A 17,283-nucleotide genomic window follows, 5' to 3' on the forward strand; every position below is an offset into this window, starting at 1 on the left:
ACCCGCAACTGGCAACTGAACGCACCTATGAAGCACCTGCTACTGCCCGCGGCGGCCCTTTCCCTGGGGCTGGCTTCGTTTTCCTCTTCTCTTCTCTCTTCGCAATCTTCCGCGCCCGTGGCCGAAACCGCTTTTTCCTCGGACCCCAACACCACCGACGAGCAGCCCCAGGACCATAAGCTGGTGATTTACCAGATGATGACCCGCCTGTTTGGCAACAAAACGGCCGTGAACAAGCCCTACGGTATGCTCCAGGAGAACGGGGTAGGCAAGTTCAACGACATCAGCAACACGGCCTTGCAAGCCATTAAAAAGATGGGCGCCTCGCACGTGTGGTACACCGGCGTGCTGGAGCACGCCACCATGACGGACTACACCAAGCACGGCATTGCCCTCGACGATGCCGATGTGGTGAAAGGCCGCGCCGGCTCGCCCTACGCCGTGAAGGACTACTACGACGTGGACCCCGACCTGGCCGTGAACGTGAAGAGCCGCATGCAGGAGTTTGAGGCCCTGGTAAAGCGCACCCACGACAACGACCTGAAAGTCATCATCGACTTCATTCCCAACCACGTAGCTCGCACTTACAAGTCGGATGCGCGGCCGGCGGGGGTGGTGGACCTGGGCGAGAAGGACGACAAGACCAAGGCCTTCGCGCCCAACAACAACTTCTACTACCTGCCCGGCAAGTCGTTTGTGGTGCCGGCCGGCTACAACCCGCTAGGGCCGCTGGCTGGTCCGCGCGAGGACAAGAAGTTTCAGGAGGTGCCCGCTAAGGCTACCGGCAACGACGTGTTTTCGGAGGCCCCCAAGGTGGACGATTGGTTTGAAACCATCAAGCTCAACTACGGCGTTGATTACCAGAACGGGCGCGCCCAGCACTTCACGCCTATTCCGGACACCTGGCTGAAAATGCGCGACATCCTGGTGTTCTGGACCAAGAAGAATGTGGACGGCTTCCGCTGCGACATGGCCGAGATGGTGCCGGTGGAGTTCTGGGCCTGGGTAATTCCGGAGCTGAAGAAAGTGAAGCCCGACCTCATCTTCATCGGCGAGGCCTACGACGCCAAAACCTACAAGATGTACATCGAGCAGGGCCACTTCGATTACCTCTATGATAAGGTAGGCCTCTACGACGGCCTGCGCCGCCTGATGCGCGGCGAGGGCACCACTGAGGATATTACCAAGGTGTGGAGCCAGGAAAGCCGGGGCTTTTCGGGCCACATGCTGCGCTTCCTGGAAAACCACGACGAGCAGCGCATCACTTCCAAAGACTTCGCCGGCAACCCCCGCGCCGCCATTCCGGCCATGACGGTTTCCGCCACCCTCGGTACCGGTCCCGTGATGCTCTACTTCGGGCAGGACGTAGGCGAGCCGGCCCACGGCTCCGAGGGCTTCTCGGGGGAGGACGGCCGCACCACCATTTTCGATTACTGGGGCGTGCCGGAACACCAGAAGTGGATGAACGGCGGCAAGTTCGACGGTGGCAAGCTCAGCGAGGAGCAGAAGCAGCTGCAGGCATTTTACTCTCGCCTGCTCAACCTCAGCAGCCAGAGCGAGGCTATTCGGCGCGGCCGTTTCTACGAGCTGCAGGATGCCAACAACCTGGGCGCCCAGTACAACCAGCGCCAGCTCTACACCTACCTGCGCTTCACCGACAAGCAGCGCCTACTCATCGTAGCCAACTTCAGCCCCGACAAAACCTATAAGCCTACTATCCGCATCCCGAAGGAAGTAATGCAGCTCATGGGCCTGAACCCCACGCAGTTCCATACTTTCACGGAGCTGCTTAGCCAGGCCCCGGCCGTAGAAACCCTCAACCTCACGCTGGCTCCCCAAAGCGCCTACATCTTCGAAATCAAGCCGAAAGAGTAATGAGGTGATGAGGTAAATGGTGACAAGTGACAAGTGACAGGGGATAGGTGAGTAGTTGGTAAGTGATAAAGTGGAAAATGGCAGTAAGGCCTAGTGCTCTACATTCTTCACCCTTTAACTGCTCACCTGTCACTTGTCACCATTTACCTCATCACTCCATCACCTCCTTACCTCATCACCTGTCACTTTCTCACCCGACTTCCCTACCCCCTAACTTCCCACCAACCCATGGCAATTAGTGCAGCGGCTGCGCCCACCAGCACCCGCGAAAAACCCCGCCTGAGCTTCTGGCAGATCTGGAATATGAGCTTCGGCTTCCTGGGCATCCAGTTTGGCTTTGAGCTGCAGAACTCCAACGTCAGCCGCATCTTTGAAACCCTGGGTGCCAACAAGGACGACATTCCGATTCTGTGGATTGCCGCCCCCGTGACGGGCCTGCTGGTGCAGCCCGTCATCGGCTACCTCTCCGACCGCACCTGGAGCCCGCGCTTCGGGCGGCGGCGGCCGTTCTTCCTCATTGGCGCCCTACTGGCCTCGCTGGCCCTGCTGGTGATGCCTAATTCCTCGGCCCTGTGGATGGCGGGCGGCATGCTCTGGATTATGGATGCCAGCATTAACATCTCCATGGAGCCCTTCCGCGCCTTCGTGGGCGACAAGCTGCCTTCGGAGCAGCGGACTTCGGGTTTTGCCATGCAGAGCTTCTTTATTGGGGTAGGCTCCGTTATTGCGGCCTTGCTGCCCTGGGTCTTCACTAACTGGCTGGGCATGAGCAATACGGCCCCGGCCGGCGAGATTCCGCCCTCCGTGAAGTGGGCTTTCTACGTGGGTGCGGCGGCCTTCCTGCTGTCGGTGCTTTATACTGTGTTTACCAGCACTGAAACGCCGCCCGAGGACATGGAAGCCTTCCGGGCCGAAAACGCCAAGGTGGGTATGTGGGACGGCCTGCGCGAATCGTTTGCTGGCATTTTCCACATGCCAGCCGCCATGCGTCAGTTGGCCGTAGTGCAGTTCTTCACCTGGTTTGCGCTGTTCTCGATGTGGATTTACGCCACCAACGCCGTAACCAGCAACATCTACAACATGCGCGTGGATGCGCCCTTGTATGAGAAGCTGAAGGCGCAAGTCGAAACCAATGAAGCTCAGGCAGCAGCCGTTGCCAAAGTGCCTGGAGAGGAAGATAGGTCAGTTATTGAGAAGGTAGGAGCCTTCTTCAGCGAGATGTTCGCCCCTACCTCGCCGGAAAAAAGGACTTGGAATGAGCTTAAGTCTCTTAAAAAGGACGTAGCCGAAATCGACAAGTTTCAGGCCGATAAAACCGACAAGGTGATTAGTCTGAATATGGCTAGCTACGCCGTGGACAAAGCCCAGCTAACGGAGCAGGACAAAGCCACCGCCAAGCGCGTGCAGCAGCAGTATAACGATGGCGCCGACTGGCTGAGCTTGTGCTCCTCGGTCCGCAACGGGGTAGCGGCTGTTTTCGCCTTTATCATTCCGCTGATTGCGGCCCGCACCAGTCGCCGCCGTACCCACATGCTCTGCCTGCTGCTCGGCGGTATAGGCCTGGTGTCGTTGAAGTTTATCACCAACCCCGACTTCATCATCGTGTCGATGAGTTTGGTGGGCATTGCCTGGGCCAGCATCCTCTCCATGCCCTACGCCATCTTGGCTGGCTCCTTGCCCGCCAACCGCATGGGCTATTACATGGGTGTGTTCAACTTCTTCATTGTGATTCCGCAGATTGTGGCGGCCACCATTCTGGGCTGGTTTACGGTGAACATCTTCCAGGGCAATACCCTGAATACGCTGGTACTGGGCGGGGTTAGCATGGTGCTGGCCGGCCTGCTTACCCTGCGCGTCCGCGACGACGACGATACCCACGCGGCAGCCGTGATGGAAAACCCCGGCTACGACACGCCGGTGCTCACCAACCCGCAGGCATAGCCAACCCTACCCCCCCGCTGAGTACGAAAGCCCTGGTCGCCTTTGCAGCCGGGGTTTTCACGTTTTCAGGGGGGTAGGCGGCGCTTATGCCGCGCCGGATGCCGGCACGGGCAGCACCAAAATCCGGGTCCGTATTTCTACGCAGTCAGTTGGCTGGAAAATCAGCATTTAACCGGCAACGGCCCCCCCCTGCTTTCTCGTATTTCTTACTCGCGCCACGCTCCTGCTTTCCCTTATCCTAAACACCGTGGCCTGCGTTGGCTTAGCTGCTTTCTATGGTGTTTACTACGATTTTCTTCGGGCTGTTCTTCGGTATTTTTCTGGTGGTGCTCGTGTTGCTGGTGGTGTCGCGGCGGCGCCTGCAGCCCAGTAGCGCCCGGCCCCGCGTGAGCATTCTCATTGCCGCGCGCAACGAAGAAGCCACCATCATCCGCTGCCTCACGGCCCTGACCCAACTCAACTACCCCGCCGAGCAGCTGGAAATCCTCATCGGCGACGATGCCTCCACCGACAACACGGCCGCCCTGGTTAAGGAATTTATCCAAGACAAACCCCAGTTCCGGCTCCTGAGCATCCGGCAGCGCCTGGGCACGGCCCGGGGCAAAAGCAACGCCCTGGCCCACCTCTGCCGCGCCGCCACCACCGACTACTTGCTGTTCACGGATGCCGACATGGCCCTCCACCCCGATTGGGTACAAACCATGCTAGCGGCCGCGCCCGAAGGGGTAGGCATCGTGACGGGCATCACCACGGCCGAAGGCAACCTGTTTGGCCGCCTCCAGGGCCTCGACTGGCTGTTTGGCCTCAGCCTGATCCGGATGCTGACCGACCTGGGCCTGCCCATCACGGCCGTGGGCAACAATATGCTGGTCACCCGCAAGGCTTACGATTCGATTGGGGGCTACGAGGCCCTGGCCTTCAGCATCACCGAGGACCTGCAGCTGTTTGAGAAGGTAGTGGCCCAGGGCTGGGGCTACCGCAACATCATCACGCCCAGCGCCCTGGGCATTTCGGTGGCCCAGCCCACGGTGCAGTGCCTGCTGCAGCAGCGCAAGCGCTGGATGAAGGGGGCCGTGCGGCTACCCTGGCAGCTGAGCCTGCTGTTCAGCTCCTACAGTATTTTCTACACCATTCTGGGCTGGCCCGGTCTGCTGCCGCTCGAAACCATCGGGCTGCTGTACGGGGCCAAAGTAGCCTGCCAAACTCTGTTTCTGCTGATTACCCTGCGTCAGGCCGGGCACCGCGAAAACCTGGCCGTGCTGCTGGTGTACGATGTGTATCTGCTGGTTATGTCGCTGGCGGTGCTGGCGTATACCTGGTGGCCGTCGGGCATTCAGTGGAAGGAGCGGCGTTACCGCTGGGCCGAGGGGTAGGAAACTACCGGCCGGTTCGCAGCCAGTCGTAGGCTGGCATTTCCTCGGTAAAGACCCGGATAGCCAGGCCACTGCCGCTGTTGTTGAACTGGGCCAGGCGCGGCTCCAGTACCTCGGCGTAGTAGGGGGTAGTAAAGTACGCCAGCCGCCGCTCGGGGCCGGGCAGCGCCTGCTGAAATGCGGCGGCAAACTCCTGCAGAATCCAGTGCAGATCGGCTACATCGGCCAGGCCGCGGCTGCGCAAATCTATCAGCCACTGCCGGGCCTGCTGCTCTTCGGCCAGCTGCAGAGCAGATAGGTAGCCGGCGCGGTGCTCAGCCGAGGTGGCCGGCCGCGTCCAGCGCATGAACAGCACGTGCAAATCGGGGCGGTAGGAAATACGCAGGTAGTCGGAGTCAAAAGCGGACATTCGCAGAACAAGGTAGCAGCAAGCCGGTAAGCTCCACCATAGTGTTTTTGTTTTACAAAACAGCTGATTTCCGGTGATATTCGCCGCAGGCGGCAGCCCGTGTGCGTGAGCCGGAGCGCGGTAAAACAGTGTGTGCACAGTACGGCCCCGGGGCGGGGCAGGTTGATGCAGCCGCCGAGCATTGTATTTGTCTTTCGGAGTGTAACTTCCCGCTGTATTCCACCACTCTAGTTTACTCCGAATGACTCGCAACCACTTGTTGCTGCTGGGCCTGGGAGCCTCGCTGGCATATCAGCCCGCTCAGGCTCAGCAAAAACCGGCTACCAAGCCCGCTACCGTTACCAAAGCGGCCACCGCTACCGCCGGCGGCGCCCGCCTGGTAGAAAAAGTAACCCGTAAGGGCTCGGAGCTGGTAATTCCGTACGAAAAGTACGTGCTACCTAACGGCCTGACCCTGATTATTACCGAAGACCACTCCGATCCGCTGGTGCACGTGGACGTAACCTACCACGTAGGCTCGGCCCGGGAGCAGATCGGCAAGTCGGGCTTTGCCCACTTCTTCGAGCACATGATGTTCCAGGGCTCCGACAACGTAGCCGACGAGCAGCACTTCAAGACCGTAACGGCCGCCGGCGGTACCCTCAACGGCACCACCAACCGCGATCGGACCAACTACTTCGAGACGGTGCCCAGCAACCAGCTGGAAACGGCTCTGTGGCTGGAGGCCGACCGCATGGGCTTCCTGCTGGATGCCGTAACCCAGCAGAAGTTTGAGGTGCAGCGCTCCACCGTGAAAAACGAGCGGGGCCAGAACTACGACAACCGCCCCTACGGGCTGGCCTCGGAAAACGTGGCCCGCACCCTGTACCCCTACGGCCACCCCTATAGCTGGCTGACCATTGGCTACCTCGAAGACCTGGACCGCTCCGACGTAAACGACCTCAAGAACTTCTTCCTGCGCTGGTACGGCCCCAACAACGCTACCCTCACCGTGGGCGGCGACGTGAAGCCCCAGGAAGTAGTACGCTTGGCCGAGAAGTACTTTGGCCCCATCAGCAAGGGCCCCGCCGTGGCTGCCCAGAAGCTGGCCGCTCCCCAGCTCAGCCAGGACCGCTACGTGAGCTACCAGGACAATGTGCGCCTGCCCATGCTGCAAATGGTGTTCCCGACGGTGCCCAACGGCCACCCCGATGAGTACGCCCTCGATGCGCTGGCCGAAATCATCGGGCAGGGCAAAAACTCGCTGCTCTACAAAAACCTGATTAAAACCCAGCAGGCCGCTCAGGCGCAGTCGTACAACAGCGCCTCGGAACTGGCCGGCGAGTTTGCCCTTATTGCCCTGCCTTTCCCCGGCAAAGGCCTCGACAGCCTGGAAACTCAGCTGCGCCGCAGCCTGCTGGAATTTGAGCGCACCGGCGCTACCCCCGAGCAGGTGGCCCGCTTCAAGGCCAGCACCGAAGCCCAGGTGGTAAACAGCCTGGCCAGCGTAAACGGCAAGGTTAGCCAGCTGGCCGCCAACCAAACCTTCTTCGGCAACCCCAACCGCCTGCCCGAGGAGCTGAAGCGCCTGCGCGCCGTAACGCCCGCCGAGGTGAACCGCGTGTACAACCAGTACCTCAAGGGCAAGAAGGCAGTTATTCTGAGCGTGGTGCCCAAAAACGGCAGCGTGAAGCCCGCCAAGGCCGATAACTACACCGTATCGAAGGAGGGCTACAAGGCGCCCAACTACGGCTACGAGGGCCTGACCTACGTGAAAGCCAAGGACAGCTTCGACCGGAGCCAGCAGCCCAAATCGGGCACCAACCCCGTGGTGCAGGTGCCCCAGGTGTGGCAGGCTTCCCTGGATAACGGCCTGCGCCTGATGGGCTCGCGCAACACCGAAGTACCAACGGTGACCATGCTGCTGACCATCCGCGGCGGCCACCGCCTGGAGCAGGCCATGCCCGGCAAGGCCGGTATTGCCTCCCTCACGGCCAGCCTCCTGAACGAGGGCACCCAGAAGTACACCGGGGAGCAGTTCAGCTCGGAGCTCGATAAGCTGGGCAGCACCATCCGCGTATCGGCCGGCGACGATAACACGACCATCTACGTGCAGAGCCTGACCAAGAACCTGCCCGCTACCATGAAGCTGCTGGAGGAGCGCCTGCTGCGCCCCCGCTTCGATGAGGCCGACTTCGCCCGCCTCAAGAAGCAGACCCTGGAGGCCATTGCCAACCAGAACACCCAGCCCGTGGTCATTGCCAACAAAACCTACGACCGGCTGGTGTATGGCCCGGCCAACATCATGAGCGTGCCCGCCAGCGGCACCACGGCCTCCGTTACCAGCCTGACCCTGGACGACGTAAAGCAATTCTACCAGCAGAACTACGCCCCCAACGTGAGCTATTTGGTAGCCGTGGGCGACGTGGATCAGCCCACGCTCACCAACCAGCTCGGCTTCCTGAAGGGCTGGACGAAGAAGGAGGTAAGCCTGCCGGCCGGCGAAACCGCCGCCCAGCCCGACAAAACCCGCATCTACTTCGTGAACAAGGACGGGGCCGCGCAGTCGGAAATCCGGGTGGGCTACCTCACCCCGCTCACCTACGACGCTACCGGCGACTATTACCGCGCCTACCTCTCGAACTACATCCTGGGTGGAGCCTTCAACTCGCGCATCAACCTGAACCTGCGTGAGGATAAAGGCTACACCTACGGGGCCCGCTCGGGCTTCCAGGCCACGCGCTACGTGGGCCCCTACACGGCCAGCGCCGGCGTGCGCGCCGATGCCACGGCGGCTTCGGTGAAGGAGTTCATGAAGGAAATCCAGAACTACCGCAACGGCATTACCGACGAGGAGCTGCAGTTCCTGCAGTCGTCGGTGGGCCAGAACGATGCCCTGCGCTACGAAACCGGCCAGCAGAAGGCCGCCTTCCTCTCGCGTTTGCTGGAGTACGACCTGGGCACCGACTATGTGAAGCAGCAGAACGACATCTTGAAATCTTTGAAGAAGGAAGACGTGCAGGCTATTTCGCAGAAATACCTGCCCGCCGACAAGATGTACATTGTAGTGGTTGGCGACCGGGCCAAAGCCTTCCCCGGCCTCGCGGAGCTGGGCTATGAGGTAGTGGAGCTGGATGCCGAAGGCAACCGCGTGGCGGCCGCTGCTCCGGCCCCTGCCCCGGCTGCTTCCGTTACGCCCCCGGCCGAGAATGAGAAGATGAAAATCAAGACCAAAGACGCCGACGGCAAAAAGGAGAAGCGCAAAGCCAAGAAAGACAAAGAGGAAGCCAAGTAACCGCTCGGTTTTCCTACCCCCCGCAAAAGCCTGAACCCACTGGGTTCAGGCTTTTTTATATCTATCATACGCCTCTATCCACCGTCACCAGGCGCTATTCTATGAAGGCAACCCTCACGTATATCAGAATCATACTTATCTGCATGGCATTGGCCGCTTGGGGCAGAATCTTTTGTGAATCTCAATCGATGATGAGTTGGAGAGAACTGGCCGGCAAACCCATTACGCTGTGGATGATGACGGCAGCGCAGAACTTTGCCGTTGAGTTCTTTTTCTTTGGCTTCTGGCATCTTCTGGCAAGCGCCACCTATGGCATATATCTTCTGATATCCCGCAAAGGCACTCCACTGGCGCGTAACATTATCGTTGGCTCTCTCAACGGGTTCTTGTGGGCATTGTTGGTGCTTTGGTTGAACAACAGGCTGAGAAGTTGGCGAATAGAAGAGTCTTATTTTCTTCTGTGCTTGTATGCTGTATTGGGAGGCTTATTCGCGCTGATGCACCATAAGGCACTTGCCCTTTCTAAAGTATAAACCGGCGGCGGGCAGGCGTCCTTGCTTCGGCTAGCACTCTACCCCCAGAATACTCGCGGAACCTCTTGCCCGGCTTCGCGTGTAGCCTACATGCAGCCGCCGGGGCGAAATACGTATCTTTCCCAAGCCCGTATTAGGCGGCAAACCTATGGTAGTGGAGAAAGACCCCGCAACGACCCGGGCCCTGGACGATGTACTGGCCCGCCTCGACGCATTTAAGCGCAAGTTTTACCTGAGTCTGCTGGTTCGCGGAGCCCTGGTGGCCGGCGGCCTGCTGCTCAGCTTATTCCTGGTGTTCAACCTGCTCGAATACTTCCTGTACCTGCCCACCTGGGTGCGGGCCGGGCTGCTGTTCGGGTTTGTGGCCGGCATGCTCTACGCCTTCGGGCGCTGGATCTGGCAGCCCCTGGCCGCCCTGACCAACCTGCGCCGGATGCTTTCCGATGAGCAAGCCGCCCGCCGGGTAGGGGAGCTGTTCCCGGATGTGCAGGACAAGCTGCTGAACGCGCTACAGCTGCGCGGACAAGCCCAGGAAAATGCCCTGTTGGCCGCCAGCCTGGAGCAGCGCGCCGGGCAGCTACGCGGTGTAGAGTTCAGCCAGGGAATCAATATTCAGGCCCAGACCAAGCCGCTGTGGAAGTACGTGGCTATTCCGGCAGCTGTAGTGGTGTTGCTGCTGCTGGTTTACCCCAGCCTGTTTGTGCAGGGCACCGAGCGGATTCTGAACTACAACCAGAAGTACAGCCCGCCCGCACCGTTCCGCTTCGTGGTCGAGAATAAGAACCTCACGGCGTTCAAAGGCGAAGACTTTACCTTGAACGTAACGGTGGAAGGCGAGGCCCTGCCCAACGAAATCAGCATTGTGTACGGCGGCCGGGAGCGGCACTTGGTGCGCGAAAACGGCAACCGCTTCCGCTACGATTTCCGTCAGCTGCGCGAAAACGTGGAGTTTCAGCTGGCCGCCGCGGGCTTCACCTCCCCGGAGTATGACCTGACAGTGAAGGCCCGGCCCAACCTGCGCGACTTTGCCGTGCGGGTTTCCTACCCCGCCTACCTCGGCAAACCCGCCGAAACCATCCGCAACTCCGGCAACCTCACCGTGCCCGAGGGCTCCGACCTGCGCTGGGAGTTCCAGACCGAAGCCACCGACCAGCTGCAGCTCAGGTTCCGCAACCCCGACGAGGTAGTAAGCGCCCAGCCCGATGATGAGCAGTTTCTGCTTTCCCGCCGGGCCATGCGCAGCCAGCCGTATTCGGTGCACCTGCGCAACGCCAACAGCCCCAACCGGGACCCCATCGAGTACCAAATTACGGTTATACCGGACCAGGTGCCCGACGTAACCTTGGAAGCGTTTCAGGATACTACCTCCCTGCGCTACCTCGCGCTAGGCGGCAACGTGCGCGACGACTACGGCCTTTCGCGCCTGCAGCTGCATTACCGCGTGCTGAGCAAGGGCCGCCCGAACCGTAAGGAAGGCGGAGCCAATGCTGCTTATCAAACCCGTGCCCTACCCCTTGGCAGCGGCCCAAGCCAGAGCTACGCCTACCAGTGGGATGTGCGCCCCCTGAACCTGCGCCCCGGCGACCGGCTGGAGTACTTCGTGCAGGTGTGGGACAATGATGGTGTGCACGGGCCCAAGTCGGCGCGCAGCCGCACCGCCGAGTTCCGCCTGCCTTCGCGCACCGAGCTGCGCCAGCAGCTAGCCTCACAAAGCCAGGCCGTGCAAAGCCAACTCAGCCAGGCGGCCCAGCAAAGCAAGAAGATGGAGCGGGAGCTGGCCAAGGCCGAGGACAAGCTGAAAGTAAAGCGCGACCTGAACTTCCAGGACCGCAAGCAGCTGCGCGACATGCTCGATCAGAAGCAGCAGATGGACCAGGCCCTCGACGAGCTAAAGCGCCAGTTTGAGCAGCTTCAGGAGCAGCAAAACCAGCTGGACCCGCAGAAAAACGAGGAGTTGGCTCAGAAGGCCGAGGAGCTTCAACAGCTCATGGAAACCCTGCTCGACCCCGAAACCAAGAAGCTATACGAGGAGCTGCAGAAGCTGCTGGAACAGCAGCAGGACCAAAACCAGCCCGAGATGCAGCGCCTCATGCAGCAGCTCGAGAACAAGGAAAACACCCTGCAGAAAGAGCTGGAACGCGCCCTCGAAATGTTCAAGCAGCTGCAGTTTGAGCAGAAGCAGGACCAAGCCCTGGAGAAGCTGCAACAGCTAGCCCAGGAGCAGCAGAAGCTGGCCGACGAAACCCGGAAAAACGACAAGAACAACCCCGACAATACCCTCAGCAAAGACCAGCAGCAGCAAAAGCAGCAGAACCTGAAGCAGCAGCAAGCCGAGCAGCAGCAGAAGTTTGAGGAGCTCAAGCAGGACCTCAAAGACATGAAGGAGCTGGACCAGCAGCTCGGCGGCGAAAACGGCGCCGACGAGATGAAGCAGGACCAGCAGCAGGTAGATGAGCAGCAGCAGGACAGCCAGGAGCAGCTGGGCAAAAACCAGAACCAGAAGGCCAGCCAGAGCCAGAAGCAGGCCGCCCAGAAACTGCAGCAGATGGCCCAGAAGATGCAGCAGCAGATGAGCGAGGAAGAGCAGGACCAGCAGCAGGAAAACATCGACGACCTGCGCGACATCCTCGAAAACCTGCTCAAGCTTTCCTTCGACCAGGAAAACCTGATGAAGCAGTTCCGTACCGTGGACCAGTCGGACCCGCGCTTTGTGCAGCTGGGCCAAACCCAGCGCAAGCTCAAGGACGACGCCCGCGTAGTACAGGACTCGCTGTATGCCCTGGCTAAGCGCGTGTTCCAGATCAAGTCGTTCGTGACGCGAGAAGTGGGCGAGATGAACGGCCGCATGGACGAAAGCCTCGACCAGATTCGGCAGCGCAATGTGGGTAGGGCTACCAGCTCTCAGCAGCTGGCCATGACCAGCATGAACAACCTGGCCCTCATGCTGAACGATGCCCTGCAGCAAATGCAGGAGCAACAGCGCCAAAGCCAGAGCCAGCAACAGCAGGGTGGAGGTAAGCCGGGCCGCAAAAAGAAGAAAGGCAGCTCAGCCGGTGAAGGGCAGCTGGGGCGCATGCAGCAGCAGCTCAACCAGCAGATTCAGCAGCTTCAGCAGAGCGGCAAGCAGGGCCGCGCCCTCTCCGAAGAGCTAGCCAAGCTGGCCGGGCAGCAGCAAATGCTCCGGCAGGCCATGCAGGAGCTGGAGCGCATGCAGCAGAAAGGCGGCGGCAAACCCGGAAACAACAAGGACGGCAAAGGCCAGGACGGCGCCGGGGGCCTCGGCGACGTGAAAAAAATGATGGAACAAACCGAAACCGACCTCGTAAACAAGCGGCTGACGGAGCAGACCATCATGCGCCAGCGCCAAATCCTGACCCGCCTACTGGAAGCCGAGAAATCGGCCCGGGAGCGGGACCAGGACGAAAAGCGCGAAGCGCAGACGGCCCAGAACCGTCCGCCCGTGTTTCCGCCGGCGTTTCAGCAGTACAAGCGCCAGCAAAACCGGCAGACGGAGCTGCTGCGCACCGTGCCGCCGGCCCTCACGCCCTACTATCAGCGGGAGGTAAGTGAATATTTTCAAAAAATGAAGTAGCGTTCCGCTACTTTTACCGCCCCAACGCCGCCTTCCCCTTTTCCTTTCTATGAAGCAGGTTAAAATTCAGATTCCTTCGCTGGTCGAGAACATCCGCGTGGTGGAAAGCTTTATCGACAACTCGAAGGATACGTTTCACATCGAAGACGATATCTACGGCAACATCATGGTGGCCGTCACGGAGGCGGTAAACAATGCCATCCGGCACGGCAACAAGTTCGATAAGGACAAGAACGTCTTCCTGTCCCTGTTCGTGGATCAGGACCGCGTGAAGTTTGAAATTGAGGATGAAGGCACCGGTTTCGACTACACCAACCTGATTGACCCCACGGCCCCCGAAAACCTGGAAAACCCCGGCGGCCGCGGCATTTTCCTGATCCGCCACCTGGCCGATGAGGTGGAGTTTACCAAGGATGGCCGCAACGTGCAGCTCACCTTCATGCTCCCCGCTCCTTCGGCCTCCGAAGCGGGTTCAGCCATAAACGGCGCTGAAACCGCTACCCATTAGTTTTTGCCTGCCCCAATGAGCGACCTGCCCACCGAGTACGACGATCAGGAGCACGATGACTTCGGCCGCGACGAAGGCCCGGGCATTGAGTTTCTGGTGGAAGATGTTGATTTCGAGCTGGCCGACGCCCAGGACCTGACCTCCTGGATTGAGCGCGTAGCGGAGGTGCACGAGCACGAAATCGTGCAGCTCACCTACATCTTCTGCTCCGATGAATACCTGCACAAGGTAAACCTCGAGTACCTGGAGCACGACACCTACACCGACGTCATTACCTTCGATAACGCCGACGACGCCGACATTATCGAGGGCGACATCTTTATTTCGGTGGAGCGCGTGCGCGAAAACGCCCAGATTCACGGCGTCACGTTCCGCGACGAGCTGCACCGCGTGATGATTCACGGCGTGCTGCACCTGCTCGGCTACGCCGATAAGGACCTGCTCAGCCAAACGGCCATGCGCAAGAAAGAAGACGACTGCCTGCTGCTGCGCACCTTCTAAGGGGTAGGACAACTGATACAATAAGAAACGCCCGCCTTTCAGGTGGGCGTTTTTGTGAGGTATCTGGTCGGTTGATGTTGCTAACGTTTGGGTAGATGTAGGGGGTAGGGATGATGCAATAAATGGCACGGTCGGCGCGGCTGTTATAGAAAAAACGTCATTCCGAGCTTGTCGAGGAATCTCGCGTGCTAATGTCTGAATAGCACCACAACATCAGCACGCGAGATTCCTCGACAAGCTCGGAATGATGTTCTTGTTAAACATGTAACGCTACCTATCCGCACTCACTCTAGTATCTTCCCGCAATGGCTGCTACCCCTCCTTATCTGCCTATCATCCGGGGCGACGCGTTGGATTTCTACCTGAGCCAGGGCTACTACCGGATGCACCAGGACCTGTTTACCTGCCGTTTCCTACCCCTCGACGACAACCTGTACACCGTGCACTGGCTGCGGCTGGTGCTGAGCGAGGTGCAGTATGGCCCGGAGCAGCGCCGCCTGCTGCGCTACAACGAGCGGTTTACTACCGTCATCCGGCCCTTCCGACTCACGGAGGAATACGAGGAGTTGTACGCCCTGTACCGCAGCTCCATCACCTTCGATGCGCCCGAAACCGTGGAAGCATTTATGCTGGCCGGCGCCACGCACAGCGTATTCACGACCGATGTAATTGAGGTGCGGGACGAGGGCCAGCTGATTGCGGCGGGCATCTTCGATAGTGGGGCCCGCAGCATTGCCGGCATCATGAATTTCTACCACCCGGCTTACCGCAAGCACAGCCTGGGCAAGTACCTGATGCTGCTCAAAATCAACCAGGCCCGGCACCTGCGCAAGATGTACTACTACCCCGGCTATCTGGTGCACCGCTACCCCAAGTTCGACTACAAACTGTTCCCGTGCCTGGCTGCTACGGAAGTGTTTGATGCCGCCGCGGGCCAATGGCTGCCGTTTTCGTGGGAGGCCGTGGCTGCGCACTCGGCTGAATTGCTGGCCGATTGGCCGACCGAAGAAGCCGGGCTCGACAACCAGGAGTAGCCTGCCCCGCTGGGCGCAACCAACGGAGTGCGTATCTTTGCGCACGCTTTGAGCGTGTTGCGTCCGGCCGAACCTGATTGACTGAACAAGCGCCCGCCCAAACGCGGGCGTTTTCTGTTCAGGCCCGGCGGCGAACTTTCCGGTTCGCGGCTTCTGTTTAGCCCAAACGCCCCAGCACCTGCGCGGCCTCCCCTCAGGCAACCTGCTTGCCTGAGCAGCCCGGCAGCCATCCGTGAAATCCGATAAATCCGTCTAAATCCGTGATTCAAGAAGAGTACGACGTTATTGTAGTAGGAGCCGGCCACGCGGGCTGCGAGGCCGCCGCAGCCGCGGCCAACATGGGCTCCAAGGTCCTGCTCGTGACGATGAACATGAACACCATCGCCCAGATGTCGTGCAACCCGGCCATGGGCGGGGTGGCCAAGGGCCAGATTGTGCGCGAGGTGGATGCCCTGGGCGGGCAGTCGGGCATCATCACCGACAAAACCATGATTCAGTTCCGGATGCTGAACCGCTCGAAAGGCCCCGCCATGTGGAGCCCCCGGGCCCAGAGTGACCGGATGCGCTTTGCCGAGGAGTGGCGCCTGACCCTGGAGCAAACCCTGAACGTAGATTTCTGGCAGGAAGCCGTAACGGGCATTCTGGTGGAAAACGACACGGTGGTGGGGGTAAAAACCCAGCTCGGCATTGAGTTTCGCGGCAAAGCGGTGGTGCTCACCAACGGTACCTTCCTCAACGGCCTTATCCACATCGGGGAGAAGCAGTTTGGGGGCGGGCGCGCCGCCGAAAGCCGCAGCACCGGCATCACGGAGCAGCTGAAGGTGCTGGGCTTTGAGGCCGGCCGCATGAAAACCGGTACTCCGCCCCGCGTGGATGGCCGCTCCCTGGACTACTCCAAGATGGAAGAGCAGCCCGGCGACGAGGTGCCCAGCAAATTCTCCTACCTCGATACGCCCGCGCTAACCAAGCAGCGCCCTTGCTACATCACCTACACCAACCCCGAGGTACACGAAATCCTGAAGGAGGGCTTCGAGAAGTCGCCGATGTTTCAGGGTCGCATCAAGGGATTGGGGCCGCGCTATTGCCCATCGGTAGAGGATAAAATCAACCGTTTCGCCGACAAGGACCGCCACCAGATTTTCGTGGAGCCTGAAGGCTGGAGCACCGTGGAGGTGTACGTGAACGGCTTCAGCAGCTCCCTGCCCGAAGACGTGCAGTACCGCGCCCTGCGCAAAATTGCCGGCTTCGAGAAGGCCAAGATGTTCCGCCCGGGCTACGCCATCGAGTACGATTTCTTCCCGCCCACCCAGCTGCAGCTCACGCTGGAAACCAAGCGCATCAGCAACCTCTATTTCGCGGGGCAGATCAACGGCACCACGGGCTACGAGGAAGCGGCTTGCCAGGGCCTGATGGCCGGCATCAACGCCCACAACAAGGTGCACGGCAAAGAACCCTTCATCCTGAAGCGGAGTGAGGCCTACATTGGCGTGCTCATTGACGACCTGGTGAACAAAGGCACCGACGAGCCCTACCGCATGTTCACGAGCCGGGCCGAGCACCGCCTGCTCCTGCGCCAGGACAACGCCGACCTGCGCCTCACCCCGCTAGGCTACGCCCTGGGCCTGGCCTCGGAAGAGCGGATGGAGCGGGTACGCGAGAAGGAAAATCAGACGGCTGAGGTGGTAGAGTTGCTGAAAACGCACGGCATCGAGCCCCCGGAAATCAACCCGTGGCTGGAGGAAATCGGCTCGGCTACCATTCACGAGAAAACGCGCGCCGTGAACCTGCTGCGCCGCCCCAACGTGGATTTGCCGGCCCTGGCCCGGGTGCTGCCCGGCCTCACGCTGGCCCTGGCACCCTACGGCCCCGAGGCCCTGGAGCAGGCCGAGATTCTGGTCAAATACGAGTCCTACCTCGTGAAGGAGCACCAGCAGGCCGCGCGGGTGCAGGAACTGGAAAACTTCCAGATCCGGGGCCGCCTCGACTACCACGCCATGCCGGCCCTCTCGCACGAGGCCCGTGAAAAGCTGCTCAAGATTCAGCCCGAAACCCTGGGCCAGGCCTCGCGCATCAGCGGCGTTTCGCCGGCCGATGTATCGGTGCTGATGGTGTACCTGGGCCGGTAGGGCGCTGGTGTACCGGTGGGTTTACAAGCCAACCGGGGGTAGCAGTTCGCCCCTGCTATTTTCTGATGCCACGGATTCTTACCGGAATCCGTGGCATCTTTGGTTTTGTACCTTCGT

11 protein-coding genes are annotated in these 17,283 nt (G+C 60.2%); 10 read left to right on the top strand and 1 reads right to left on the bottom strand.

Going from position 1 to position 17,283, the window contains the following annotated elements:
• Positions 1-27: 27 nt before the first annotated feature.
• From GGU46_RS19575 to GGU46_RS19585, 3 genes are all read left to right on the top strand, one after another.
• The gene (locus tag GGU46_RS19575; RefSeq protein ID WP_183405258.1) at positions 28-1,875 is read left to right on the top strand and encodes an alpha-amylase family glycosyl hydrolase; all 1,848 of its coding nucleotides are present in this window, start codon (positions 28-30) and stop codon (positions 1,873-1,875) included.
• Positions 1,876-2,103: 228 nt separating this feature from the next.
• Entirely contained in the window at positions 2,104-3,816 is a 1,713-nt protein-coding gene (locus GGU46_RS22515; protein WP_317171941.1) for an MFS transporter, read from the top strand.
• A 275-nt stretch (positions 3,817-4,091) separates the two neighbouring features.
• Complete coding sequence (locus tag GGU46_RS19585) at positions 4,092-5,189, top strand: glycosyltransferase (RefSeq protein ID WP_183405259.1); 1,098 nt, start codon at positions 4,092-4,094, stop codon at positions 5,187-5,189.
• A gap of 4 nt (positions 5,190-5,193) precedes the next feature.
• Here the strand turns inward: GGU46_RS19585 and GGU46_RS19590 are convergent, their stop codons facing one another.
• The gene (locus GGU46_RS19590) at positions 5,194-5,598 is read right to left on the bottom strand and encodes a hypothetical protein (protein WP_183405260.1); all 405 of its coding nucleotides are present in this window, start codon (positions 5,596-5,598) and stop codon (positions 5,194-5,196) included.
• Positions 5,599-5,839: 241 nt separating this feature from the next.
• Here GGU46_RS19590 and GGU46_RS19595 point away from each other — a divergent pair, with 241 nt between their 5' ends.
• From GGU46_RS19595 to mnmG, 7 genes are all read left to right on the top strand, one after another.
• Positions 5,840-8,872 (top strand): M16 family metallopeptidase, encoded by a 3,033-nt coding sequence (locus GGU46_RS19595; protein WP_183405261.1) that lies wholly within the window; start codon positions 5,840-5,842, stop codon positions 8,870-8,872.
• Between the two features lie 101 nt (positions 8,873-8,973).
• Positions 8,974-9,405, top strand: a complete 432-nt coding sequence (locus GGU46_RS19600; RefSeq protein ID WP_184094118.1) for a hypothetical protein — start codon at positions 8,974-8,976, stop codon at positions 9,403-9,405.
• Between the two features lie 148 nt (positions 9,406-9,553).
• Complete coding sequence (locus GGU46_RS19605) at positions 9,554-12,997, top strand: DUF4175 family protein (RefSeq protein WP_183405263.1); 3,444 nt, start codon at positions 9,554-9,556, stop codon at positions 12,995-12,997.
• A gap of 49 nt (positions 12,998-13,046) precedes the next feature.
• Complete coding sequence (locus tag GGU46_RS19610) at positions 13,047-13,505, top strand: ATP-binding protein (protein WP_183405264.1); 459 nt, start codon at positions 13,047-13,049, stop codon at positions 13,503-13,505.
• A 15-nt stretch (positions 13,506-13,520) separates the two neighbouring features.
• Positions 13,521-14,006: an rRNA maturation RNase YbeY gene (gene ybeY / locus GGU46_RS19615; protein WP_183405265.1), complete on the top strand. Its 486-nt coding sequence runs from the start codon at positions 13,521-13,523 to the stop codon at positions 14,004-14,006.
• A 305-nt stretch (positions 14,007-14,311) separates the two neighbouring features.
• Positions 14,312-15,040 (top strand): GNAT family N-acetyltransferase, encoded by a 729-nt coding sequence (locus GGU46_RS19620; RefSeq protein WP_215906408.1) that lies wholly within the window; start codon positions 14,312-14,314, stop codon positions 15,038-15,040.
• A gap of 263 nt (positions 15,041-15,303) precedes the next feature.
• The gene (gene mnmG, locus GGU46_RS19625) at positions 15,304-17,166 is read left to right on the top strand and encodes a tRNA uridine-5-carboxymethylaminomethyl(34) synthesis enzyme MnmG (RefSeq protein WP_183405330.1); all 1,863 of its coding nucleotides are present in this window, start codon (positions 15,304-15,306) and stop codon (positions 17,164-17,166) included.
• The last annotated feature ends 117 nt before the right edge of the window (positions 17,167-17,283 follow it).

Source organism: Hymenobacter latericoloratus, assembly GCF_014199535.1.
In the GTDB taxonomy this organism is placed as follows: Bacteria; Bacteroidota; Bacteroidia; order Cytophagales; family Hymenobacteraceae; genus Hymenobacter; species Hymenobacter latericoloratus.

What these genes read in the sequence shown, in the direction of transcription:
- GGU46_RS19595 (WP_183405261.1), top strand. Translation starts at nt 5,840, where the DNA reads ATGACTCGCAACCACTTGTTGCTGCTGGGCCTGGGAGCCTCGCTGGCA.
- ybeY (WP_183405265.1), top strand. Translation starts at nt 13,521, where the DNA reads ATGAGCGACCTGCCCACCGAGTACGACGATCAGGAGCACGATGACTTC.
- GGU46_RS19605 (WP_183405263.1), top strand. Translation starts at nt 9,554, where the DNA reads ATGGTAGTGGAGAAAGACCCCGCAACGACCCGGGCCCTGGACGATGTA.
- GGU46_RS22515 (WP_317171941.1), top strand. Translation starts at nt 2,104, where the DNA reads ATGGCAATTAGTGCAGCGGCTGCGCCCACCAGCACCCGCGAAAAACCC.
- GGU46_RS19585 (WP_183405259.1), top strand. Translation starts at nt 4,092, where the DNA reads ATGGTGTTTACTACGATTTTCTTCGGGCTGTTCTTCGGTATTTTTCTG.
- GGU46_RS19610 (WP_183405264.1), top strand. Translation starts at nt 13,047, where the DNA reads ATGAAGCAGGTTAAAATTCAGATTCCTTCGCTGGTCGAGAACATCCGC.
- GGU46_RS19620 (WP_215906408.1), top strand. Translation starts at nt 14,312, where the DNA reads ATGGCTGCTACCCCTCCTTATCTGCCTATCATCCGGGGCGACGCGTTG.
- GGU46_RS19575 (WP_183405258.1), top strand. Translation starts at nt 28, where the DNA reads ATGAAGCACCTGCTACTGCCCGCGGCGGCCCTTTCCCTGGGGCTGGCT.
- GGU46_RS19590 (WP_183405260.1), bottom strand. Translation starts at nt 5,598, where the DNA reads ATGTCCGCTTTTGACTCCGACTACCTGCGTATTTCCTACCGCCCCGAT.
- GGU46_RS19600 (WP_184094118.1), top strand. Translation starts at nt 8,974, where the DNA reads ATGAAGGCAACCCTCACGTATATCAGAATCATACTTATCTGCATGGCA.